This window comes from Pseudoxanthomonas kalamensis DSM 18571 (genome assembly GCF_010211745.1).
GTDB lineage: Bacteria > Pseudomonadota > Gammaproteobacteria > Xanthomonadales > Xanthomonadaceae > Pseudoxanthomonas_A > Pseudoxanthomonas_A kalamensis.
The window spans coordinates 115,068-137,699 of the sequence record NZ_PDWQ01000004.1 but is presented as its reverse complement, the minus strand read 5'-3'; the positions used below and the strand labels follow the sequence as shown (position 1 = coordinate 137,699).

Sequence of the window (22,632 nt, the reverse complement as noted above, 5' to 3'; positions counted from 1 at the left end):
GGCAGGATGAACCCGGTCGCCTCCTCCTGCCTGCTGCTGGCCCGCCTGCGCGCTTCCACGCGGCTGGCGGTACTGGTGCTGCTGATCTTCGCCCTGAAGATCGGCGCGGCGGCCGCCTGTGCGAAGCACGATTTCGCGGACATGGGCTTCGGCACGGATGGCAGCCATGCCGTGGCGGTGAAGGCATCGCCGCTGGATAGCGGTAATGACGATTCCACGAAGCTCAAGCTCGGGCATGCCGCTTGCAGTCACTGCGGTTGCCATCATGCTGCCGCCATGGTGCCGGATACGCAGATCGTGGTTGTGCTCGTGCCGCAGGCGCTGCCTATGCGTACGTCCGGGTTGCCGCCCAGCGCGTCGCAACCCTTGGAACTGAGGCCGCCGATCGCCTGAGTCAGGTGTTTTGCCCCTTTGGCGCGGAGCGCCAGAGGACACCGTCGACTCAGAGGATCTTCCAATGCACCTTGTTCGTTCGCCGCGACGACGTCGCGTCGCGCGGCTGGCCGTCCTGGTTCTGGCAGCGAGTTTGCTGTCGGGCTTGGCCATGGCCGCCCAAACCCCCGATACACAGGCCCCAGTCGCACTTCGCGAGGCGCTGCAGGCCGCCTGGCAACACCATCCGAGTTATCGCGCCACCGAAGCGCAACTGGCCGCAGCCCGTGCCCGGTACGATGCGGCCGGACGACCGCTCTACAACCCCGAAGTCGAGTTGGCCGGCGACGATGAAGGCCCGGATCGCACCACAACCGCTGGCCTCAACCTCACGCTCGATCTGAGCGGCAAGCGTCGCGCGCGTCGCGACGCGGCCTCCGCGCGGGTCGATCTAGCCACCGCTGAAGCCAAGCTGCGTCGCCGCGATTTCGCCAAGCAGTGGTTCGCCAGTTGGGCTGAGCTACAGACGGCGCAGCAACGTGTGCGCACCGGTGAACGTCGATTGGCGTTGGTCACGCGCTTTGGCGAGTTGGCACAAAAGCAGTTTGCTGCAGCCGACATTTCCGGGTTGGAGCGCGATTTGGCACTGCTGGCCCGCGATGAAGCGCAAGCCCAGCAGTCGCAACTCGTCGCCGAACAGGCGGAGGCCGAAGCGCGTTTCCGCGCGGTCGGCGGCTCGCCGGAACTCCTGGCGAGCCTGACGCTGCCCAGCGACGCATTGCCGCCGCCGATGCCCTCCCATACCGGCATCGAACAGTTGCCCGACTGGCAAGCCGCACAAGCCGCTGCGCTGGCTGCCGAACGCGAAGTGACCGTTGCCCGCCGCAATCGGGTGGCCGATCCCACCGTGGGCGTGCGCGGCGGACGCATCGACTACGGCAATGTGCAGGACAACGTGGTCGGCGTGTCGCTCAGCATTCCGCTGTTCGTGCGCAATTCCTATCGCGCCGAGGTAGTGGCAGCTCAGGCCGATGCCGATGTCGCGATCGCCGAGGCCGAGCGCGTGCGCGTCGAACTCGATGCCGATCGTCGCCGTGCGATCGACAGCTACGCCGCAGCGCAATCGGCCTGGTCGCGCTGGCAGGCGAGCCGCGGCACGGATGTGGAGCGTCGCGCCACTCTCCTTGAGCGCTTGTGGCGCGAGGGCGAGCTGTCCACCGCTGACTACCTGCTGCAACTCAAGCAGACCCTCGACACGCAACTCGCCGGCGCCGAACTCGAAGCGCGCCTGTGGCGCAGCTACGCCGATTACCTCGCCGCCACCGGACAGCTTGAACGCTGGGCCGGCCTGGAGGGCACCCCATGAGAGAACTTTCGATGACCCCGTTCCGTCTGATGTCGCCGTTGCTGGCCGCGGCGTTACTGCTTGCCATGGCCGCATGTTCGAGGTCCCCCTCGACCGAGTCGGCCCCGACCGAAGCCGAAGGCGCTGAAGCGCCCACCGAAAGCGAAGCCGGCATCGCGCCCGTCAAGCTCGATGCCGCAGCGATGAAAGCTGCCGGCATCGTCGTGCAGGCGTTGCAGCCCGCTTCGATGAGCGAACAGCTGCGTGCGCCCGGTGAAGTGCTCGACAATGCCTACGGCACGGCGCTGATCACGCCCAGTGTCGAAGCCCTGGTCGTGCGTCGCCATGCCAAGCTCGGCGACGAAGTGCGCGCCGGCGCACCGCTGGTGACGCTGTCCAGCGTCGAAGTCGCCAATGCCCAGGCAGAGTTGCGCATCGCCGAACAGGAATGGCGCCGCGTCTCTGCACTCGGTCGTGAGGCCGTGTCCGGGCGCCGCATCAACGAGGCACAGGTCGCGCTCGATCGCGCTCGCGCAACGGCACAGGCGTATGGCTTGCCGGGCACGGCGGCCGGGCGCAGCAACGGCCAGTTCACCTTGACCGCGCCGCATGCCGGGCGAATCACCGAGGATGCCGTGGTCGTCGGCGAGAAAATTGAACCGGGCAAGACGCTGTTCCGCCTGGTCGATGAATCGGTGGTTTGGGTCGACGCCAAGCTGCCATCGGGGATCGTTCCGCGCATCACACCCGGCACGGAAGCGACGGTGGTGTTCAACGGCGAGCGCCTGAAGGGTACCGTTCAGCATCCCGCGCATCGCACGTCGGACACGACCCGCAATGCGGTGGTGCGGATCGAGGTTCCGAACCGGGACGACCGCCTGCACAGCGGCGATTACGTCGATGTGTTCTTCGAGGCCAGCGACGTCGCCAAGGATGGCAACGCCGCCGTGACTATGGTGTCGGTGCCAACCGACGCGGTGGTGCAGTTGGAAGGCGACACGGTCGTGTTCCGTCGCAACGCGACCGGTGCGTTGGAACCGACGCCGGTGCGTACCGGTGAAGCGATCGGCGATCGGACCGTCATCCGCGAAGGCCTCAAGCCCGGCGACGCCGTCGTGGTCGAAGGCGCCTTTGCCGTCAAAGCGCAGATGCTCAAGTCGCAGTTAGGAGAAGAGTGATGATCTCTGACGCCAATCCCGCCTTTGCGGGAGGTGCGCCATGCTGAATCGCCTGGTCGAACTCTCCCTGCGCTACAAGTTCCTGGTCCTGATCGTGTTCGCGGTCGTCGCCTTCCTCGGCATCAGCGCCGTTCGCAACGTGCCGATCGATGCCTTCCCCGACGTGACGCCGGTCCAGGTCAACATCTACACCGAGTCCCCGGGCCTGGCCGCCGAGGACGTCGAGCAGTTGCTCACCACGCCGGTGGAGTCTGCGTTGGCCGGCCTGCCGAAGGTGCAGGAAATCCGCTCGGTCAGCCTGTTCGGGTTGTCGTACGTGTCGGTCTATTTCAAGGACGACATGGACATCTACTTCGCGCGACAACTGGTCAACGAACGCCTGCAGGAAATCGGCGATCGTCTGCCTGAAGGCTATGGCAAGCCGAGCATGGGCCCGAACACGTCGGGCCTGGGGCAGGTGTACTGGTACACCGTCGAACGCGCGCCCGGCGTCAGTAAGGACCAGGTCACCGATATGGACCTGCGCACATGGCAGGAATGGACCGTGCGGCTGATCCTGCGCACGGCACCGGGCGTGGACGACGTTAGTTCCTGGGGCGGTGGCGAACGCCAGTACCAGGTGCAGATCGATCCGCAACGCCTCTACGCCCGCGGGCTGGGCTTCGGCGATGTCATCAACGCGCTCCCCGCCAACAACGGCCAGGTCGGCGGTAACGTGATGGACGTGGGCCGCGAGCAGTTCCTGGTGCGCGGTCTGGGTTTGCTGAAGTCGACCGAGGACATCGGCGCGATCGTGCTCAAGTCGGAGGACGGTGTGCCGGTGTATCTGCGTGACGTGGCAACCGTGGTCGAAGCCCCCGCGCCGCGCGTCGGTGCGGTGACCCGCGACGGCCAGGAAGTCGTGATGGGCCAGGCGCTGGCCCGCATCGGCGAGAACGCCAAGGACGTGGTCGAGGCGGTCAAGGGCAAGCTTGACGTGGTGCGCGATGCACTGCCGAAGACCATGGTGCTCAAGCCGATGTACGAGCGCACTGACCTCGTCAACAAGGCGGTCGAAACCGCGGTGCGGGCGCTGGTGGAAGGCTCGCTGCTGGTCGCGGTAATCCTGTTCCTGTTCCTGGGCGAGGTCCGCTCAGCGCTGGTCGTGATCGTCACACTGCCGCTGGCCATGCTGATTGCCTTCATCGGCATGGGGCAGGTCGGCTTGTCCGCCAATCTGATGTCGCTCGCGGGCCTGGCGATCGGCATCGGCATGATGGTCGACGGCGCGGTGGTAATGGTGGAGAACGCCTTCCGGATCATGGCGGAGCGGTTGGAACACGGAGAGAAGGTCGACAAGACTTCTGCGGTGTTGGCCGCGGCTAAGGAAGTGGCCAATCCAATCACGTTCGCGATCGGCATCATCATCGTGGTGTTCCTGCCGCTGTTCGCGCTGGAAGGCCTCGAAGGCAAGATGTTCAAGCCGATGGCATTCAACATCGCCTTCGCGATGGCCGGTTCGCTGATCCTGAGCCTGACGCTGATCCCGGTCTTGGCGTCGATGATTCTCAAGCCCAAGCCCGAGCGCGATACGTGGTTGGTGGCCAGGATCAAGCGTGGTTATCAGCCGCTGTTGGCGAAGGCGCTGGGCCGCAAGAAAGTGGTCGTGATCAGCGCGCTTGTCGCCTTGGTCGCGAGCCTGGCGCTGTTCCCTTTCCTGGGTAAGGAGTTCATGCCGCAACTGCAGGAAGGCTCGATCATGTGGCGCGTGACGGGCATCCCGTCGACCTCGCTCAACGAATCGATCAAGACCAGCAACACCATCGCCGCGGCCTTCAAGCAATTCCCGGAGGTCGAGACCACGCTGGCGATGATCGGCCGTGCCGAGAAGGGCGAGACCGCCGACGTCAATTACATGGAGATCTACACCGCGCTCAAACCCGAGGAAGAGTGGAAGTCGGGCCGCGACATCAAGCAGCTCGAAGCGGCGATGCAAGAGACGCTGGAGAAGGTCGTGCCGAACGTGGTGCCCGGCTACACCCAACCGATCCAGATGCGCGTGGAGGAACTGATCTCCGGCGTGCGCGCCACCTTGGCGCTGAAGCTTTACGGTGAAGACCTGGGCGAACTCGACAAGCTGAGCGGCCGCATCAAGCGCGTGCTGGACAAGGTGCCGGGCGTGGCCGACCTTGCTTTGGAAGCCAACATCGGCAAGCCGCAGATTCGCATCGCGGTCAAGCGCGACGAACTGGCCCGCCATGGCATGAACGCTGAGGAGGTGCTCACCATCGTCCGCAATGGCCTGGGCGGCGAACCGGTGAGCGTACTGCTCGATGGCGTGAAACGCTTCGATATCGCAGTGCGGCTGGATGACGCGACACGCGATTCGGTCGAGTCATTGCGTCGCATCCCGCTCCGCACGGCAACCGGCGCCTTGGTGCCGCTGTCGGAGGTAGCCGACATCAACGTGGCCGAAGGTTACTCGTTCGTCCGTCGCGAGCAACTGCAACGCTATGCGGTGATCCAGATGGACGTCCGAGGCCGCGACGTCGATAGCTTCGTCCAGGACGCTGAGACGGCGATTAAGCAGCAGGTGAAGCTGCCGCCGGGCTACTGGATCGAGTGGGGTGGGGCGTTCGAGAACCAGCAGCGTGCGCTGGCCAAGTTGGCGCTGATCGTGCCAGTCACGATCTTTTTCATCTTCGTGTTGCTCTATACCGCCTTCAACTCGGTCAAGTACGCGGCGCTGATTCTGGCCAACGTGCCGTTCGCCACCATTGGCGGATTGTTGGCCTTGTTTGTCACCGGCCAGTACCTGTCGGTGCCCTCAGCGATCGGCTTCATCGCGGTATTCGGCGTGGCGATGCTCAACGGCATCGTGCTGGTGAGCTTCCTCAACGAGCTGCGTGAGAAAGGCCTGTCGGTGCGCGAAGCGGTGGTGCAGGGCACGGCTCTGCGTCTGCGACCGGTGCTGATGACCGCGAGCGTGGCGATCCTCGGTCTGGTGCCGATGCTGCTGTCCAGCGGTGTCGGCGCGGAAACGCAACGTCCGTTGGCGACGGTGGTCGTTGGCGGTCTGATCAGTTCAACGCTGCTCACGTTGATCCTGCTTCCGGTTCTGTACGAATGGCTTGAAAACCGCTCCGACCGCAAGGCGGCCGAGCACAATTCTCAGGAGACTGCGTCATGAAACAGATCAAGGCATTTGTGCACCGCAATCGTGTCTCAGACTTGATCCACGCGCTGGAAGCCGCCGGCTTCCAGCGCCTCAGCCTGTTCGACGTGAAAGGCCTGCTGCGCGCACTCAGTGCGCGCGAGCAGGAGTATTCGGTCGAGTTCGGTGATCAAGTGATCAACGAAGTGCAGATGGAACTGTTCTGCGAGGACAGCGACGTAGGGCGTGCGGTGGAGATTTTTCGCCAGATCGGGCGGACGGGTCGAGCGGAAGCCGGCTGGATATACGTGAGCACCATCGATCAGTCGATTCCCATCAACGACGTCCGTTGATGGCCGAAGCGGTGCCGTGACTGGGTGCGGCGGGCCCGGCCTGTCGCGTCCTTCAACATCGGGAGTGCCCACCATGAAGATGATTGTCGCCTTTGTCCGTCCATCGCTGGCTGATCGCATCGTGCGGGTAATCGAGCGTGCGGGCCTCTACCACCTCTCGCTGTCCCGGGTGCACGGCGTCGTGCATCCGAACGAAGCCATCGTCCGTGCCGATCTGGCGCCAGAGGGTGAATCCGACGTGCGGTTGGAAGCCTATTGCGAAGATGCGCGGACCGAACAGATTGTGGCCCTGATCCATGAGGTAGGCCGCATCGGCGACCTGCCGGTAGGGGCCGTGTTCGTCGTGCCGGTGGAGCGGCACGAGGCAATCGGCCCGTCGAGCCCAGCCGAATGACTCATCGAAGGAGAAGCCGCGCATGACTCGCCTCCATAACGGCATTCGCGAATTCGTCGTTCCCGTGAGCGCCGCAGTAGCGGCCGTCCTGCCCGCCACGTATCTGCGCATCACCAGCGGTAGCGCGGGTGCGCTGGGTGATGCGGTGCTGTTTGGTCTTGCGATCCTGGCAGCGGGCTTCCTGTTGTCATGGGGTGCCGAAGCGGCGGAAAAATACATCGCCACCGGTTTCGTGCTGGCGGTGGTTGCGTTGATTACAGTGCTGCCCGAATACGCGGTCGACTTCTACTACGCCTATCGCGCCGGGCAGGATCCGGCCTCGGGTTACGTCGCCTACGCCGCAGCGAACATGACAGGCGCCAATCGTCTGCTGATCGGCCTGGCCTGGCCGCTGCTGGTGGGCCTGCATTGGTGGCGTTCGCGACAGCGAGGAATCGTGCTGCAGTACGAAAACTCGGTCGAGATCGTTTTCCTCGCCCTAGCCAGCGCGTATGCCTTCATCATCTTGCTGAAGAACAGCATTGGCATAATCGACTTTCTCGTGCTGGGCGTCTTGTTCTGCCTGTACCTGTGGCGCACCTCGCGCGCGGAGAACGAAGAGGAAGAGGAAGACGAAGAACCGGGCCCAGGCGCGGTGATCGCGCAGTTGACGCCCGCCAAGCGCTGGACGGTGATGGCGGCGATGAGTGTGGTGGCGGCCGGTGTCATCCTGCTGGCGGCCGAACCCTTCGCCGAATCGCTGGTGGCTTCAGGTCGTCGTCTAGGCATCGACGAGTTCCTTGTAGTCCAGTGGCTGGCACCGCTGGCCAGCGAAGCGCCAGCGGTCACCATCGCCATCCTGTTCGCCCTTGATGGCCGCGCCCGTGCCGGCCTCACCACCATGATCAGTGACAAGATCAACCAGTGGACGCTGTTGGTCGGCATGTTGCCGATCGCGATGAGCATCGGCGCTGGGCGAGTGATGTCGCTTCCGCTGGATGCGCGCCAGCACGAGGAGTTCTTCCTGACGGCGGCGCAATCCGTGTTCGCGCTGGCGCTGCTGTTGCCGCTGCGGCTTAGCCTCTGGGGGGCATTGGCCTTGGCGAGTCTGTTCGTGACGCAACTCGGGCTGGCCTTCTTCTACCAGGCCACGCCCGAGCGCGAGATCGCCGTGCTGACGGCCTTGGCCTGGGTGTATCTCGCGCTGGCGGTAGCACTGCTTGTTCGCCACATCCGGCGATTGCCCGCACTGATGCGGGCAATGCTCGGAACGAGTCCGCAGACCGAATAACGCGTTCGAACCATCGATTCGATTACGGGAGACTTCTTATGGGCGCAGGACACGATCACGGCACCGGCGAGATAAAGCACGAACAGCCATTGTGGTGGGCCTTTGGCTTAACTACCGCGTTCCTGATTGCGGAGGTCATCGGTGGATTGATTACCAATAGCCTGGCATTGCTGTCCGATGCCGCTCACATGGGCACAGATGTCATTGCGCTGGCAATCTCGTTGTTCGCTGTGCGTTTGAGCCGACGACCACCCGACGCCAAGCGCACGTATGGCTATGCGCGGATGGAAGCCATAGGCGCGATGATCAATGGTGGCCTGCTGTTCCTGGTCGCCGGCTACATCCTGTGGGAGGCCGTCGGCCGCTTTCGCGATCCGCCGGAAGTCGCCTCGAGCGGCATGCTGGTGATCGCTGCGATTGGCCTGGTCATCAATCTGATCTCGATGCGCCTACTCAAGGCGGGCAGCGGCACCAGCCTCAACGTCAAGGGCGCCTATCTGGAAGTCTGGAGCGACATGCTGGGTTCCGTCGGTGTCATCGTCGGCGCGTTGGTGATCAAGTTCACCGGATGGACGGTGGCCGACCCCATCATCGCAGTCCTCATCGGACTTTGGGTGCTGCCGCGTACGTGGACATTGTTGCGGGAAGCTGGTCAGGTGCTGATGCAAGGCGTGCCGCATGGCCTGGAGTTGGACGAGGTCCGCACCATGATGCTGTCGCACCCCAACGTCATCGCGGTTCATGACCTGCATGCCTGGGCCTTGGGCTCCAAGGAGCCGGTGCTGACGGCGCATATCGTGTTGCGCGATGGGGGCGATGGAGAACAAGTCCGGCGCTCACTGGCCGCTGCACTGGAGGAGCGGTTCAGCATTCACCACGCGACGCTGCAAGTCGAAATGACGCCATGTGACGATGCACATGGTCATGCCTAATCGGCTATCGCGGCGCATCGACCGCGCTTGTCCGAGTGCTCCGTCGCATGCTCTAGACGGTCCAGGGTCGGACACGACTCGCCGCCAGGCGCCTGACTGCATTCAGCGATGAGGTTCATAAGATCGACTTCCAGCCGATGTAACGCATCGAGTCGTTCGCGAACATCGACCAGTTTGAGTTCGGTCAGTCGACGCGTTTGCTCACAGGCCCGCTTGCCCTTGAGTTCCAGCAGGCCGGCAATTTCATCCAGGGTAAATCCCATCGCTTGGGCTCGCCGGATGAATTGAAGACGGGTGACATCGGCTGGTCCGTAGTGGCGGAAGCCGCCCAAGGGCCGTTGGGGTTCCGGCAACAGCCGGCGGCGCTGGTAGTAGCGCACGGTTTCGACATGCACGCCGGCCGATGCCGCCAGTTTGCTGATGGTGAGGGCGCTCTCGGCCATGGCTTGACTCCGTACCCAGGTACAGACCGTAGTATGCGCTCATGGCCAACCTCCCCGCCAAATCCTCCCTGCCAGCCATCGTTGCGGCGAGTTTTGCCGCCATCGCGGCGTCCGTGTGCTGTGTGGTGCCGCTGGTTCTGGTGCTGCTGGGCGTCAGCGGCGCGTGGATTGCCAACCTCACCGCGCTGGATGCCTGGCGACCTTGGTTCAGCGTGGCCACGTTGGCGTGCCTTGGCTGGGCATTTTGGAGTCTGTACGGTCCTGCCTCCCGCTGTCGAACGGACGGAGCTTGCATTGATCCAGGCGGGCTGCGCCGCCGCCGGCGTTGGCTCTGGATGGCAACCGTCGTGATCGCGCTGCTGCTGCTCTTCCCGTATTACGTAGCTTGGTTCATGTAGGAGACGAACGATGCGCCAGTGGATTGTTGGGTTGATGATCTTGTGGACGGGCATGGCGTGGGCCGCGACGCCGAAGAAGGCCGTCCTCGATGTTGAAAACATGACCTGCCCGGCGTGCAGCATCACGATCGAAAAGGCCCTGGACAAGGTGCCCGGCGTTTCCAAGGCACAAGTCGACACCAAGGCGGCTACTGTCACCGTGGACTTCGATGCCGATCGCACCAACGTGCCAGCTATCGCGCGTGCGATCTCCGAGGCAGGCTTCCCGGCCAAGGCGAGGGCCAACGGTGGCTGAGTTGCAGTTGCAGAGCACGCTGACGTGTCCGCAATGCGGTCACCAGGCCGTCGAGACCATGCCGACGACGGCGTGCCAGTTCTTCTACGAGTGCACGGCCTGTGGCGAGCTGCTGAAGCCCGAACCGGGCGACTGCTGTGTTTTCTGCTCCTACGGCACGGTGCCGTGTCCGCCCATCCAGCAGCAAAGGCCGTGCTGTGGGTAGTCGGTTGGCCACCGGATGTTGGGAACTCGCCGCGCTAAACCGCGTCTATGGACTATTCGGCTTGCTCGCCGCCAGAGGAGTACCATCCCGCCCATGACCCGGCGCGCCCGCCACCGCCTACAGATCGCCGTCCTGGTGATCGTCTGCCTGCTGTTCCAGCAGGCGGCGCTGGCGGCGTATCTGTGCCCGATGGAGCAGATGTCCGCCCAGACCATGGCGATGGCGGAGCCTTGCGCCGAGATGGGCATGGCCCAGCAGCACGACAAGGACAATCCGCTTCTTTGTCAGAAGCACTGTAATCCTGATCACACAGTTACTACCGACACCGCCAAGCTATCGGTGCCACCGCTTGCGTTGCCGGCGCTCATCCTGGCGCCGGTCTACGTGCAACCTGTATCCCACGTCACCATCCAGGCTGACGTGCCGATCGCCCGATCCGATCCGCCCCCACGGCTGCGTTTCTGCAGTCTTCTGATCTAGCCCCCGAAACGACGTAGCGAATCCGCGCCGGCGCCGATGCGCCGTGCGCGCGGCCATGTCCGTTTCGGAGGCGTCATGAACTCCCGTTTTGATCGTTGTCGGTCCTGGGCCGCACTTAAGTGTGCGTTGGTCCGGACCTTGTGCGTGGCCGTGCTGGCGACGCCATTTGCGGCTTTGGCCGCATCCCATAAGCTCACGCTGCCGGAAGCCATCCGTCTGGCCAGCGAGCGTGCGCCGATGCTCGATGCCCGCCGCTCCGGTGTGTTGGCCGCGCAAGAAGAAGCAGCCCGCGCCGGCGCCTTGCCTGATCCAATGCTGATGGTCGGCATCGACAACCTGCCAGTCACCGGAAGCGATGCCTTCGATACGCGCGCCGACGACATGACCATGAAGAAGATCGGGCTGCGGCAAGAGATTCCCTCGCGGGCCAAGCGTTCAGCGCGTCAGTCCTTCGCCGCGCGCCAGATCGACGAAGCGCAGGCGCAAGCAGACGCCGAAGTGCTGGCCGTGCGCCGCGCCACGGCCGAAGCCTGGATCGCCGTGTGGGCCGCGCAGCGCCAATTGACGGCGCTGCAGAAGCTGCGTGAGCAAGCCGCGCTGGCGGCGAAGGTGTCGAAGGCACGCGTGGCGAGCGGTGGCGAACCGGTGAGCGACGCACTCGCCACCGAGGCCGCACTGCTGGAACTCGACAACCGCATCGAGGCCGCCCGTGCCGAGAAGCTGGCGGCACAAGCCGGGCTGGCGCGCTGGCTGGGCGACGCGCCGGTCGAGGTTGCCGATCAAGCCCCGAACTTTGACTCGCTGCCTGTATCCGAAGCCCGATTGCTGGCAGAGGTGAATCGGGTAGGGCCGTTGCTTCCCGCCACCGCTCAGCTCGAAACCGCCGCAGCTGCGATCGATGTCGCCCGCGCCGACAAGCATCCGGACTGGAGCGTGGGTGCGTCCTATGGCCAGCGTGCCGGTGGTCGCAGCGACATGATCATGTTCGAAGTGGGCATCGGCTTGCCGCTGTTCTCGCGTAACCGGCAGGATCGTGGCATCGCAGCCCGGGAAGCGGACTATCAGGCCGCGTTGGCGACCCGCGAAGACCTGCGTCGCCAGGAAGCGGCGCGCATTCGCGCGGATCTCGCTCGATGGGAAGGGCTGAAGCGCCAGGTCGCCCTGCATGAGCACTCCCTGTTGCCGCTCGCGCAGGACCGCAGTGCGACGACGCTCGCCGCGTATCGCGCCGGCGGCGAACTGCAGCCGTGGCTCAACGCCAGACGTGACGAACTCGATGTGCACCTCGCGCACGCCGAACACCTGGGTGAACTCGGACGTGCCTGGGCCGCGCTGGCCTTCCTGTTGCCCTCGGAGATGCAGCCATGAATACCACTCGTCGCAGCGTGGTCACTGCTGCTGTTTCCCTTGCGCTGGTGGCCGCCGTCGGCCTCGGTTACTGGTGGGGGCGCACTCACGGGAGTTCATCCGCCGCCGACACCTCGAGCCCGCAGTCCGCCGAACGCAAGGCGCTCTATTGGTACGACCCGATGGTGCCCGACCAACACTTCGACAAGCCTGGCAAGTCGCCCTTCATGGACATGCAACTGGTGCCGAAGTACGCCGACGAGGCGACGGCCGGCGGCGTTGCCGTTGCACCGGGCGTGCGCCAGAACCTCGGCATCCGCACGGTGGTGGTCAAGCCTGGCCGACTGACGGCAGCCGTCCGCGTGCCGGGCACCATTGGCTGGGACCTGCGTCAGGAACGCATCGTCAGTGCGCGAGTCGACGCCATCGTCGAGCGCTTGCACGTGCGTGCCCCGTTTGAGCCGGTGCGCGCGGGGCAACCCCTGGCCAGCATCATCGCGCCAAGTTGGAACACTGCGATTGCCGAAGCGCGAGCGTTAGGTGGAGCTCGCTCCGCCGCCGCACGAGGTTTGCAATCCGCCGCCCACGAACGGTTGCGTGCGTTGGGTCTGCCCGCGGGCAGTGGTGCGGGGCAGCGCGGACGACTCACCTTGACCTCACCCGTGACCGGCGTCGTCAGCGAAATCGGCGTGCGCGAAGGGCAGTCGGCGCCGATAGGCACGCTGCTGTTCCGCGTCAACGGTACCCGGACGGTCTGGCTCGAAGCGTCGATTCCGCAAGCGGGCACTGCGGGCATCGCGACGGGTACGTTGGTGGAAGCGGCTGTCGACGCATTGCCAGGCGAGGCCTTCCACGGCCGCGTGGAAACCTTGCTGCCGCAAGTGGACATGAGTAGCCGCACCCAACGGGCCCGCATCGTTCTGGACAACCCGGACGGTCTCCTGGCACCGGGCATGTTCGCGCAGATCACCTTGCAGCCAACTGCGAGTATCGAACGGCCGCTGGTACCGACGGACGCGTTGATCGGAGCGGGTGCGCAGGCTCGCGTGATCGTGCTCGGCGCCGACGACATGTTCCATCCCGTGCGCGTGCAGACCGGTCGCAGTGGTGACGGCATGACTGAAATTCTCGCGGGGCTGAAAGGTGGCGAGAAGGTGGTGGCCTCGGGGCAGTTCCTGATCGATTCCGAAGCGAACCTGTCAGGCGCACTCGAACGCCTCAATGCCGGTGCGGGTGATGAAGAAGCGAACATGCCGAGCGATGTCATGCCCGGTATGCCAGACATGGCGATGCCGCCGCAGGCTGCGCCCGCGCGCCCGGCGCCACCCGTAGTACCGCCCAAGAAGAAGGCGCCCCCAGCCGTTGCAACACCAGCGGTCACCGCGTCACCCAAGGCACGGCAATGCCCAGTGACCTATTGGTATGACCCGATGGTGCCGGACAAGCACTTCGACAAACCCGGCAAGTCGCCCTACATGGACATGCAGTTGGTGCCCAAGTTCGCGCCCGAGGCGAACCCGGATTGCACCATTCGTGATGTGCCTGCGGCGGGACGGCAGCCATGATCGCCCGCATCATTCGCGCCTCTATCGCTAACCGGCTATTTGTGCTGGTGGCTGCCATTGCGCTGGCAGCGGCCGGCATCTGGTCGGTATTGCACACGCCGCTCGATGCCTTGCCCGACCTGTCGGATACGCAGGTCATCATCCGCACCGAATGGCCCGGGCAGACGCCGCGCATCGTCGAAGACCAGGTCACCTATCCCTTGACCACAACGATGCTGTCGGTGCCGGGCGTCAAGGCGGTGCGTGGCTTCTCGTTCTTCGGCGACTCGTTCGTCTACGTGCTGTTCGACGACAAGACCGACTTGTACTGGGCACGCTCGCGCGTGCTCGAGTATCTGAGCCAGGTACGTGATCGCTTGCCGGCGCAGGTCAGTCCGGCGATCGGGCCGGATGCCACGGGTCTTGGCTGGATCTATGAGTACGCGCTCGTCGATCGCACCGGCAAGCACGACCTGGGGCAGCTGCGCGCCTTACAGGACTGGTTTCTGCGCTACGACCTCAAGACCGTGCCCGACGTGGCCGAAGTCGCAAGCGTCGGCGGCATGGTCCAAGCCTGGCAAATCGTGCCAAATCCGCAGGCGCTGGCGGCGCGCGGCCTCACCATCAACCAACTCGTCGAAGCCATTCAGTCCGCCAACGGCGCCACTGGCGGCTCGGTGATCGAGCAGGGCGAAGCCGAGTTCATGGTACGCAGCGAAGGCTATCTGCGTACGCGCGCCGATTTCGAGCGCGTCCCTGTGACGACCGGCAACGACGGCGTGCCGGTGCTACTGCAGGATGTGGCGATGGTGCAACGCGGACCGGCCTTGCGCCGCGGCATCACCGAACTCGATGGCGAAGGCGAAGTCGCCGGCGGCGTGATCATTCTGCGTTCGGGCAAGAACGCTTTGGCCGCGATCGAAGCCGTCAAGGCCAAGCTGCAGGACCTGAAGGGAAGCCTGCCGGCCGGTGTCGAAATCGTGCCGACCTATGACCGCTCCGAATTGATCCTCGAAGCCGTGCGCAACCTCACTCGCAAGCTCGGCGAGGAATTCCTTGTCGTCGCCCTGGTGTGTGCGCTGTTCCTGTGGCACGTACGCTCCTCCTTGGTGGCGGTGATCACCTTGCCCTTGGGCGTGCTCGCGGCCTTCATCGTCATGCACATGCAGGGCATCACCGCGAACCTGCTATCGCTCGGTGGCATCGCGATCGCGATTGGCGCGATGGTCGATGCCGCGGTGGTGATGATCGAGAACGCGCACAAGCACCTCGAGCATTTCCGCGACGAGCACCACCGTGAACCCGAGGGCGCCGAGCGCTGGGAGCTGATGGCGGTTTCCGCCAGCGAGGTCGGTCCGGCGCTGTTCGTCAGTCTGCTGGTGATCACGCTGTCGTTCGTGCCGGTGTTCGCCTTGCAGGCGCAGGAAGGACGGTTGTTCTCACCGCTGGCCTACACCAAGACTTATGCCATGGCCGCTGCGGCGGGCCTGTCCATCACCCTGATTCCGGTACTGATGGGCTACCTGATCCGCGGCCATATCCGATCCGAGAAAGACAACCCGCTCAATCGCATCCTGATCGCGCTGTATCGGCCGGTGCTGGATGCAGTGCTGCGTTTCCCGAAACTGACATTGGCGCTGGCCGGTGTCGTGCTGCTGGTTAGCCTGATTCCGCTCTTACGTCTTGGCAGTGAGTTCATGCCGCCCCTGGAGGAAGGCACGCTGCTATACATGCCATCGGCATTGCCCGGCTTGTCTGCTGGCAAGGCATCGCAGTTGCTGCAACAGACTGACCGCATGCTCAAGACCGTGCCCGAAGTGGACCACGTGTTTGGCAAGGCGGGCCGGGCTGAGACCGCCACCGACCCGGCACCGCTGGAGATGTTCGAGACGACGATCACCTTCAAGCCGCGCAGCCAATGGCGGCCGGGGATGACACCCGAGAAGCTGCGCGAGGAACTTGACCGCGCAGTCAAGGTGCCGGGGCTGACGAACCTGTTCGTGCCGCCCATCCGCAACCGCATCGACATGCTGGCCACCGGCATCAAGAGCCCGATCGGCATCAAGGTCTCGGGGCCCGACGTTGCGGTGCTGGCGCAGTTGAGCGATCGCATCGAACGGGTTGCACGCACCGTGCCCGGCGTGAGTTCGGCGCTGGCCGAACGCATCGCGGGTGGTCGCTACATCGACGTGAAGGTGCGGCCCGATATGGCCGCCCGGTACGGCTTAAGCCAGGCCGATGTGCAGCGGTTGATTGCGACGGTGGTGGGTGGAGAACCGGTCGCGGAGACCATCCAGGGCCGCGAACGCTACCCGGTGGTGGTGCGCTATCCACGCACGATCCGCGACTCGCCGGCCGCACTCGCGCAGTTGCCTTTGCTCGCGCCAAGTGGTGTGCAGCTGACGTTGGGACAGGTCGCCGAGCTGAGCTTCAGCGAAGGCCCGCCGATGTTGCGCAGCGATAACGCTCGCCTCAGCAATTATGTTTACGTGGATGTGGCTGGACGCGATCTCGGCTCGGTGGTGACCGATCTGCAACGTGCGGTCGCAAAGCAGGTGCCGATGCCAGCCGGATACGCCGTGGGTTGGTCCGGCCAGTACGAGTACCTCAAACGTGCCAGTGAGCGGCTGCGCGTGGTGGTTCCCGCGACGTTGGTAATCATCTTCGGCCTGATTTACTTGGTGTTTCGACGCGTGTCGGAGGCCGCGATCATCATGCTCAGCCTGCCACTCGCATTGGTCGGGGGCTTGTGGCTGATCTGGGGCATGGGCCATGCCGTATCGGTCGCCACGCTGATCGGCTTCATCGCCCTGGCCGGCGTCGCCGCCGAGTTCGGCATCATCATGTTGCTGTACCTGCGCCACGCGTGGGAACGCCAACTCGCCGCGAATCCGAGCGCGGGCGAGGCGGAACTCGACGCCGCGATCCGCGAAGGCGCCGTGCAACGCGTGCGACCAAAGGCGATGACCGTAGCCGTGATCCTGGCCGGTCTGTTCCCGATCCTGATCGGAAGCGGCGCCGGCTCGGAAGTCATGCAGCGCATTGCTGCGCCGATGGTCGGCGGCATGCTCAGTGCGCCGTTGCTCTCGATGCTCGTGATTCCGGCCGCGTACCGGTTGCTGCAGCGGCGTCGCTTGCGGCGATCACGCCAATCACGTCCCAGCTCACTTTCTTCGTCGGCGTTGCCGACATGACCGGCCACGGCGAGCGCCCCGTTTGGTGCCCGGCGTGCCACTCCCTCTGACTTATCAGGAGGTTCCCATGAAACTGCATCTAACATCGCTCGCCATCAGCCTGCTGCTCCCGATCGCTGCTGCGGCCGCGCCGCGTGAGCGAGCCCCAGTCGGCTCGGTCCACCAGATCGCCGATCATCAGCTCCAGGTGTGCTTCAAGCACACGCCGGCACCGGATGTCGGCACGTCGCTGGCGATCCAGCGCGGCTTCGTCCCCTACAAGAGCAGCGGTGCCACGCTATACAAAACCATCGGCCACGCACGCGTCACCGTCACCGAGGACTCGTGTGTGACCGCTGAACTGGTGGATGGCGCCGCGAAGCGCTACGACCGCGTCATCACCACGGATAGGACCGCTGCTACACAAGAGGGCGACCGCAATTGCCCTTGCTGACGAAGTATGACCACCTGGGCACTGGCAGCTGCGTAGGTGGTCCCTTTTTTGCACTCATCATCTAGCCCAAGGAGAACCCATGAAAATGCCCACCCTCGTACTCACCCTTGCACTGCTGACCGCCTGCTCGTCGCCTTCGGGGGATGCGAATGCCCCCGCGTCGACGAATCATGCGGAAATGCCTGCAGAATCGAAAGCATCCACGGCGGCATCAGCTTCCAACGAATCGATGCCCATGCCGGAAATGGCATCGGCGGCTACCATGGCGTCGGCCAGCGGCACGGTCGAGGCGGTCGACACCGCTGCGAAGACGATCACGATCGCTCATGGACCAATCGATGCTCTGAAGTGGCCGGCGATGACCATGACCTTCAAGGCGCCCGAGGTGGACCTGACCGCCCTGAAGCAGGGCGATCAGGTTAACTTCGAGCTCACCTCGACCGGTATGGATGGCACCATCACCAAAATAGTGCGCAAGTAGTGCGCGTCGGGAAAGGGGCGCGCACGGTCGCGCCCGAGGCGTGGGCTTGCTTCCAGGCATGGGCGCGGAGGCATACAATCCGGTTAGACTAAGTATTCCTTAGTCTAACCGAGCCCAACGAACACGCGTGATTCCTGCAGACGAACTCGCCAGGCTGATGCATGAGGCACTCGCCGACAAGTCGGCGGAACCGGCCTTTTTCCGTGCGCTGCTGGATGCAACGGTCTACGCTCACACGCCACGCAGTGGTCGTCGTGGTGAACGTCTGCGCTTCATCCAGTTCACAACGCCCGAAGGTCTGACCGTGTTGCCATTCTTCACCGAAGAATCGCAGGCCAGAACAGCGGCCGGGTCTGCAGCGACTGTCTTGGTGCTAACCGGACGTCAACTATTCGAATGGACACGGGGTGCGACACTGATGCTCAACCCAAACGAGGTAGGTTGTACGCTGTATCCCGAAGAAATCGCTGCGCTGCTCGATCATGGAGAGGTGGCCATCGTCGAGCGGATCGACACGGGCGGTCAGCAGCTTTGGATAGGGGCTTCCAGCGATTGGCCTACTTGGTTAGTCGACCGGTTGATTGCGCTCTACGCGGGTCTGGATTGTGTCGAGGCGGCTTATCTGGCTGGCATCGGTGCGCCCTATGGCTCCGAACAGCGAGGACTGTTGGTTGCCGTCTCTGTGCCAGCGAAAGATGCCGAGCGTGTCGCCCGTGCCACTACGACGGAATTGCAGCCGCACTGCCGAGCGCTTCGAACCACCGTCGACCTGACTGCTTTTGAGCCTGGTGATCTCCCGGGTTGGTTAAAGGATGCCAGCCTCGAACCGTTCTATGTGCGCGCCATGGGCGAGCGGATAGGTCTTGGTCCGCAGGGGCTGCAGTAAATGACCTCGCTACGCGAAGGTGAAGTTCTCGCCGAACAGGTTGCCTCGGAATTCGTACATGCGTTGTTTCCGAGTTTCCGAACACCGGCGTTTTTGGCTTGCCCAGACGATTTGTGCGCCAAAGCAGTGCTCGCTGCAGTTACGCGTGCGGCAGGTGCAAGAGGAGTTGCGACGGAGATCATTGATCTGCGTCCTGCGCCTGCCGAACTCCTTGGCAGGGTAACCGAGCGGCTATGTGGCTTTGAGGGTAGGCGGAAGCGGAAGGATGCGCCTGCGATCAGCGTGCTTGCGCTAGATGGGTTCGATCTTCTGGAAGGAGTGGACAATGACAGGCCGACCTATCCATTCCGTTCGGAGTTTCAATTCGACGAAGATTTCCGCTGGCTCTTCCTAGGGCGCGACTGGGGCCGGCTTCGGCGGCTATTCGGGACCTATCGTCTGCCGCTGTATCACGCAGCGTCTGATCTCACACCTGAGCCTTGGCGAACGTAATCAGGGCAGCAACTATGGCAGCTAGTATCAAGTAACTAATTGATATTAAAGGCATATCCTTGGGTTTATTGCTCCTTTCAGGCGGATATCGGCAGCCCCTCGGGGGCTGCGCCGAAGTCTGTTTTGTGTCCGCTTCCGACGGAGTCACACGGCTGGTAGGGTTGGTGCAAGTTGTTAGCTAGCATCTCCTCGCACGATGGACCCTGGCCAAAAGTGCACAACCCAAGGAATATCTGAAGTGTTCGGCTCTGTTTCGAATCCACAGGCGAGGTTGCCTAAATTTCGACAGCTACCGAAAAAGTGTCCAGACGGGCGCCGCGCCCTAGCCGATATGGTGCCGCTGGACGCCAACAACCGTGCTCTGGTCGGCGCCGGCCTGCGCCGCTTGCGCAATGGTCGTGGCTGCCCCGGGCTGCGCGCGCTGATCGAGGTTTCAGGGCGCGAGGAAGGACGCCTGAGCGCCGCCGACATCGGCTTTGCCATCGCGCCGCGCTTGAACGCGGCTGGCCGGCTGGAGGACATGGCGCTGGGGATCGAGTGCCTGCTGTGCGATGACGCGGCTCGCGCCCGCGAAATCGCCGCGCTGTTGCACGGCATCAACGCCGAGCGTCAGGGTGTGCAGCAGCAGATGACCGACGAAGCCGAAGCGGCGCTGGCGCGGATCGTTGCCGACGATGCGCCACCGCCGGCGCTATGCCTGTTCGATCCGGAATGGCATCCCGGCGTGGTCGGCCTGGTCGCCTCGAAGATGAAGGAACGGCTGCATCGCCCGGCGGTCGCCTTTGCCCCGGCCGAACCGGGCGCGGATAGCTTGCGCGGCTCGGCCCGCAGCATTCCCGGCTTCCACATCCGTGACGCGCTGGCGGCGGTCGACGCCGCGCATCCGGGTCTGATCGGAAAGTTCGGTGGGCATGCGATGGCGGCCGGATTGAGCCTGCAACTGGACGATCTGGAGGCATTCCGGACCGCGTTCGTCGCGCAGGCGGAAGCCATGCTGGATGAAGGCCTGCTGCAGGCCGAGATACTCAGCGATGGCGAACTCAGGCCGCAGGAATTCGACCGCTTCCATGCCGAAGCACTGCGCGATGGCGGGCCGTGGGGGCAGGGCTTTCCCGAGCCGCTGTTCGACGGCGAGTTCGAAGTGCTGGACTGGCGCGTGGTCGGTGAGCGCCACCTAAAGCTGAGCCTGCGTTCCGAAGGGCGCCGCGAGCCGCTCAATGCCATCCATTTCGGCGGCTGGGATGGCGAACGGCCGGCGCCGCGCAGCCGGCTGGCCTACCGCCTGCAACCGGACGACTGGCGCGGCGGCGGCGCCATCCAGCTGGTGGTCGTGCATCGCGAGCCGGCATGACCCGCGCCGAACTCCCTCCGGCGGCCGATGCGCCGCGGAGGGAGAACAACCGGGTTGTCAGCGCGCGTCCTTCTCGATCAGCGTTTCGATCTTGCTGGCACGGGCTTCGGAGCCGGGGTGCGAGGACATCAGGCCGCCGTCGCTGGAGAGCTTGCGGAACATGCTGACCATGGCGTTGGGGTCGTACTGGTGGCGGACCATGAAACGGTAGCCGTACTCGTCGGCGGCGCTTTCCTCTTTTTGCGAGAACTGCGCGTTGACGAAGCCTTCGGCCAGGTCGCCGAGTTGGCCGGAAGTCAGGCTGGCCACGGTCGAGCTGCCGCTGGACTGCAGGGTCTCGCGGCCCAGCGCGGCCAGCATCGCGGTGCGCATCTTGCTCTTGCTGTGGCCCAGCTTGACATGGCCGATCTCGTGGCCGATCACGCTGCGGACCTCGTCGTCGCTGGCCATGTCCATCAGCCCGGTGTAGACGCGTACGCAGCCGTTGGCCATCGCCCAGGCGTTGACCTCGTCGGTCTTGTAGACCTTGAAGTTCAGCTGCATGCCGTCTTCGTTTTCCAGCCCCTGGGTCAGCTTGGCCAGGCGCTTGCTGTAGGGGTCGCTGGCGGCGGCCTGCTGGTTTTCCTGATCCATGTAGGCGCAGCCCTGTTCGGCGCCGGCGGCGATGTCGGCATCGGACAGGCTCATCGCCTTGCCGGCCTTGAGCCCGGTTTCGGCCAGTTTCTTCAGATCGATGGCCTGGGCGGGAAAAGCAACCGCCAGGCAGGCGGCGATCAGACAGGTTCCGGACAACATCCTCATGCGTGCAACTCCTTTCGATTGGGCGATATCGGCAGCCGGCACCGGCCGGCCACGGCGCGCGGAGTATAACCATCGGCCTTGGCGAAGCCGATTGCGAGGTCGATTCCGAAGCGGGCGATCCGGCCACGTCGGCTGCTAGAATGGCAGGCCGATTTCGACAGAGTTTGCCCGCCGCCATGATCGAACTGAATCCCGTCCGCCAGCGCATCGCCGACCTGCAGCAGCGGTTGGCCTCGCTACGGGGGTATCTTTGACTACGATGCCAAGCGCGAGCGTCTGGAAGAAGTAAGCCGGGAGCTGGAAAATCCCGACATCTGGGACAACCCCGAGTACGCGCAGAAGCTGGGCCGCGAGCGTTCGATGCTGGACAAGGTGGTCAACGGAATCCGCGAGCTGGACGACGGCCTATCCGGTGGCGGCGAACTGCTGGAACTGGCGGAAATGGAAGACGACGAGGACACCGCGCAGGCGGTGGTCGACGACGTCGAGCGCTACGCCAGGGGCGTGGAGAAGCTGGAATTCCAGCGCATGTTCTCCGGCGAGATGGACAGCGCCAATGCCTTCGTCGACATCCAGGCCGGCGCCGGCGGCACCGAGGCCCAGGACTGGGCCGAGATGCTGCTGCGCATGTACCTGCGCTGGGCCGAATCGCGCGGCTGGAAGGTCGAGCTGATGGAAGCCAGCGACGGCGAAGTGGCGGGTATCAAGTCGGCCACGTTCCGGGTCGAGGGCGAGTATGCCTACGGCTGGCTGAAGACCGAGATCGGTGTGCACCGGCTGGTGCGCAAATCGCCGTTCGATTCGGACAACCGCCGCCATACCAGCTTCACCAGCGTGTTCGTCTCGCCGGAAGTGGACGACAGCATCGACATCGACATCAACCCGGCGGATTTGCGTACCGACGTCTACCGTTCCTCCGGTGCCGGTGGTCAGCACGTCAACAAGACCGAATCGGCGGTGCGCATCACCCACATGCCCAGCGGGGTGGTAGTGGCCTGCCAGACCGAGCGCAGCCAGCATGCCAACCGCGACCGCGCGATGAAGATGCTGAAGGCCAAGCTGTACGAACTGGAAGTGCAGAAGCGCAACGTTGAGAAGAACGCGCTGGAAGCCACCAAGTCCGACATCGGTTGGGGTAGCCAGATCCGCAATTACGTGCTCGACCAGAGCCGGATCAAGGATCTGCGCACCGGAATCGAGCGTACCGACACCCAGAAGGTGCTGGACGGCGACCTGGACGAATTCCTCGAGGCCAGCCTGAAAGCCGGGCTGGACGCCGGCGCCAAGCGCATCGACGCATAATCC

The 22,632-nt window shown here is 64.2% G+C and carries 21 protein-coding genes and 1 pseudogene; 20 read left to right on the top strand and 2 right to left on the bottom strand.

The window, feature by feature from the left end; translation table 11 throughout:
- Positions 1–6 precede the first annotated feature (6 nt).
- The 8 genes from CSC70_RS09225 to CSC70_RS09190 all read left to right on the top strand — a co-directional run bounded on the left by CSC70_RS09225 (position 7) and on the right by CSC70_RS09190 (position 8,977).
- Positions 7–393, top strand: coding sequence for a hypothetical protein (locus tag CSC70_RS09225; RefSeq protein WP_130522599.1), 387 nt, complete (start codon positions 7–9; stop codon positions 391–393).
- A 64-nt stretch (positions 394–457) separates the two neighbouring features.
- A complete protein-coding gene (locus CSC70_RS09220; protein WP_130522598.1) occupies positions 458–1,738 on the top strand; it encodes a TolC family protein in 1,281 nt (426 codons plus the stop codon).
- 29 nt (positions 1,739–1,767) lie between these two features.
- Positions 1,768–2,895 (top strand): efflux RND transporter periplasmic adaptor subunit, encoded by a 1,128-nt coding sequence (locus CSC70_RS09215; RefSeq protein ID WP_162456373.1) that lies wholly within the window; start codon positions 1,768–1,770, stop codon positions 2,893–2,895.
- A 40-nt stretch (positions 2,896–2,935) separates the two neighbouring features.
- Positions 2,936–6,064 (top strand): efflux RND transporter permease subunit, encoded by a 3,129-nt coding sequence (locus CSC70_RS09210; protein ID WP_162456372.1) that lies wholly within the window; start codon positions 2,936–2,938, stop codon positions 6,062–6,064.
- Entirely contained in the window at positions 6,061–6,381 is a 321-nt protein-coding gene (locus CSC70_RS09205; protein ID WP_130522595.1) for a P-II family nitrogen regulator, read from the top strand. Before CSC70_RS09210 ends, CSC70_RS09205 begins: the two co-directional genes overlap by 4 nt.
- Before the next feature lie 73 nt (positions 6,382–6,454).
- A complete protein-coding gene (locus CSC70_RS09200) occupies positions 6,455–6,775 on the top strand; it encodes a P-II family nitrogen regulator (RefSeq protein ID WP_130522594.1) in 321 nt (106 codons plus the stop codon).
- A 22-nt stretch (positions 6,776–6,797) separates the two neighbouring features.
- Entirely contained in the window at positions 6,798–8,045 is a 1,248-nt protein-coding gene (locus tag CSC70_RS09195; protein ID WP_162456371.1) for a sodium:proton exchanger, read from the top strand.
- 38 nt (positions 8,046–8,083) lie between these two features.
- Complete coding sequence (locus tag CSC70_RS09190) at positions 8,084–8,977, top strand: cation diffusion facilitator family transporter (protein WP_130522592.1); 894 nt, start codon at positions 8,084–8,086, stop codon at positions 8,975–8,977.
- Here CSC70_RS09190 and CSC70_RS09185 read toward each other — a convergent pair.
- Entirely contained in the window at positions 8,974–9,420 is a 447-nt protein-coding gene (locus CSC70_RS09185; RefSeq protein WP_130522591.1) for a MerR family transcriptional regulator, read from the bottom strand. The two genes, CSC70_RS09190 and CSC70_RS09185, sit on opposite strands and share 4 nt — an antisense overlap.
- Positions 9,421–9,461: 41 nt before the next feature.
- Between CSC70_RS09185 and CSC70_RS09180 the strand changes: the two genes are divergently transcribed.
- From CSC70_RS09180 to CSC70_RS09130, 11 genes and pseudogenes are all read left to right on the top strand, one after another.
- Positions 9,462–9,818 carry a mercuric transporter MerT family protein gene (locus CSC70_RS09180; RefSeq protein WP_130522590.1) on the top strand — a complete coding sequence of 119 codons (357 nt, stop codon included), beginning with the start codon at positions 9,462–9,464 and terminating at the stop codon, positions 9,816–9,818.
- Between the two features lie 10 nt (positions 9,819–9,828).
- Positions 9,829–10,113 carry a heavy-metal-associated domain-containing protein gene (locus tag CSC70_RS09175; protein WP_130522589.1) on the top strand — a complete coding sequence of 95 codons (285 nt, stop codon included), beginning with the start codon at positions 9,829–9,831 and terminating at the stop codon, positions 10,111–10,113.
- A complete protein-coding gene (locus tag CSC70_RS14705; RefSeq protein ID WP_484573146.1) occupies positions 10,028–10,318 on the top strand; it encodes a GDCCVxC domain-containing (seleno)protein in 291 nt (96 codons plus the stop codon). The genes CSC70_RS09175 and CSC70_RS14705 overlap by 86 nt, the downstream gene beginning before the upstream one ends.
- Positions 10,319–10,411: 93 nt before the next feature.
- Positions 10,412–10,798 (top strand): hypothetical protein, encoded by a 387-nt coding sequence (locus CSC70_RS09165; protein ID WP_130522587.1) that lies wholly within the window; start codon positions 10,412–10,414, stop codon positions 10,796–10,798.
- A gap of 144 nt (positions 10,799–10,942) precedes the next feature.
- Positions 10,943–12,166, top strand: coding sequence for a TolC family protein (locus CSC70_RS09160; protein ID WP_234852498.1), 1,224 nt, complete (start codon positions 10,943–10,945; stop codon positions 12,164–12,166).
- Positions 12,163–13,710, top strand: a complete 1,548-nt coding sequence (locus CSC70_RS14700) for an efflux RND transporter periplasmic adaptor subunit (protein ID WP_130522585.1) — start codon at positions 12,163–12,165, stop codon at positions 13,708–13,710. The genes CSC70_RS09160 and CSC70_RS14700 overlap by 4 nt, the downstream gene beginning before the upstream one ends.
- A complete protein-coding gene (locus CSC70_RS09150; RefSeq protein WP_130522584.1) occupies positions 13,707–16,883 on the top strand; it encodes an efflux RND transporter permease subunit in 3,177 nt (1,058 codons plus the stop codon). Before CSC70_RS14700 ends, CSC70_RS09150 begins: the two co-directional genes overlap by 4 nt.
- A gap of 67 nt (positions 16,884–16,950) precedes the next feature.
- Positions 16,951–17,316, top strand: coding sequence for a hypothetical protein (locus tag CSC70_RS09145; protein WP_130522583.1), 366 nt, complete (start codon positions 16,951–16,953; stop codon positions 17,314–17,316).
- A 79-nt stretch (positions 17,317–17,395) separates the two neighbouring features.
- The gene (locus CSC70_RS09140) at positions 17,396–17,797 is read left to right on the top strand and encodes a copper-binding protein (protein ID WP_234852496.1); all 402 of its coding nucleotides are present in this window, start codon (positions 17,396–17,398) and stop codon (positions 17,795–17,797) included.
- Between the two features lie 127 nt (positions 17,798–17,924).
- Positions 17,925–18,683, top strand: coding sequence for an SseB family protein (locus CSC70_RS09135; protein ID WP_130522582.1), 759 nt, complete (start codon positions 17,925–17,927; stop codon positions 18,681–18,683).
- An 814-nt stretch (positions 18,684–19,497) separates the two neighbouring features.
- Positions 19,498–20,526, top strand: a pseudogene (locus tag CSC70_RS09130) (single-stranded-DNA-specific exonuclease RecJ); the annotation flags it as partial.
- Positions 20,527–20,583: 57 nt separating this feature from the next.
- Here CSC70_RS09130 and CSC70_RS09125 read toward each other — a convergent pair.
- Positions 20,584–21,327 (bottom strand): M48 family metallopeptidase, encoded by a 744-nt coding sequence (locus CSC70_RS09125; protein ID WP_162456369.1) that lies wholly within the window; start codon positions 21,325–21,327, stop codon positions 20,584–20,586.
- Between the two features lie 176 nt (positions 21,328–21,503).
- Here CSC70_RS09125 and prfB point away from each other — a divergent pair.
- Positions 21,504–22,629, top strand: a protein-coding gene (gene prfB / locus CSC70_RS09120; RefSeq protein ID WP_162456368.1) for a peptide chain release factor 2 whose coding sequence is annotated in 2 segments (ribosomal slippage) — positions 21,504–21,578 and positions 21,580–22,629 — 1,125 coding nt in all. Because the reading frame shifts where the segments join, the coding sequence is not laid out codon by codon here.
- The last annotated feature ends 3 nt before the right edge of the window (positions 22,630–22,632 follow it).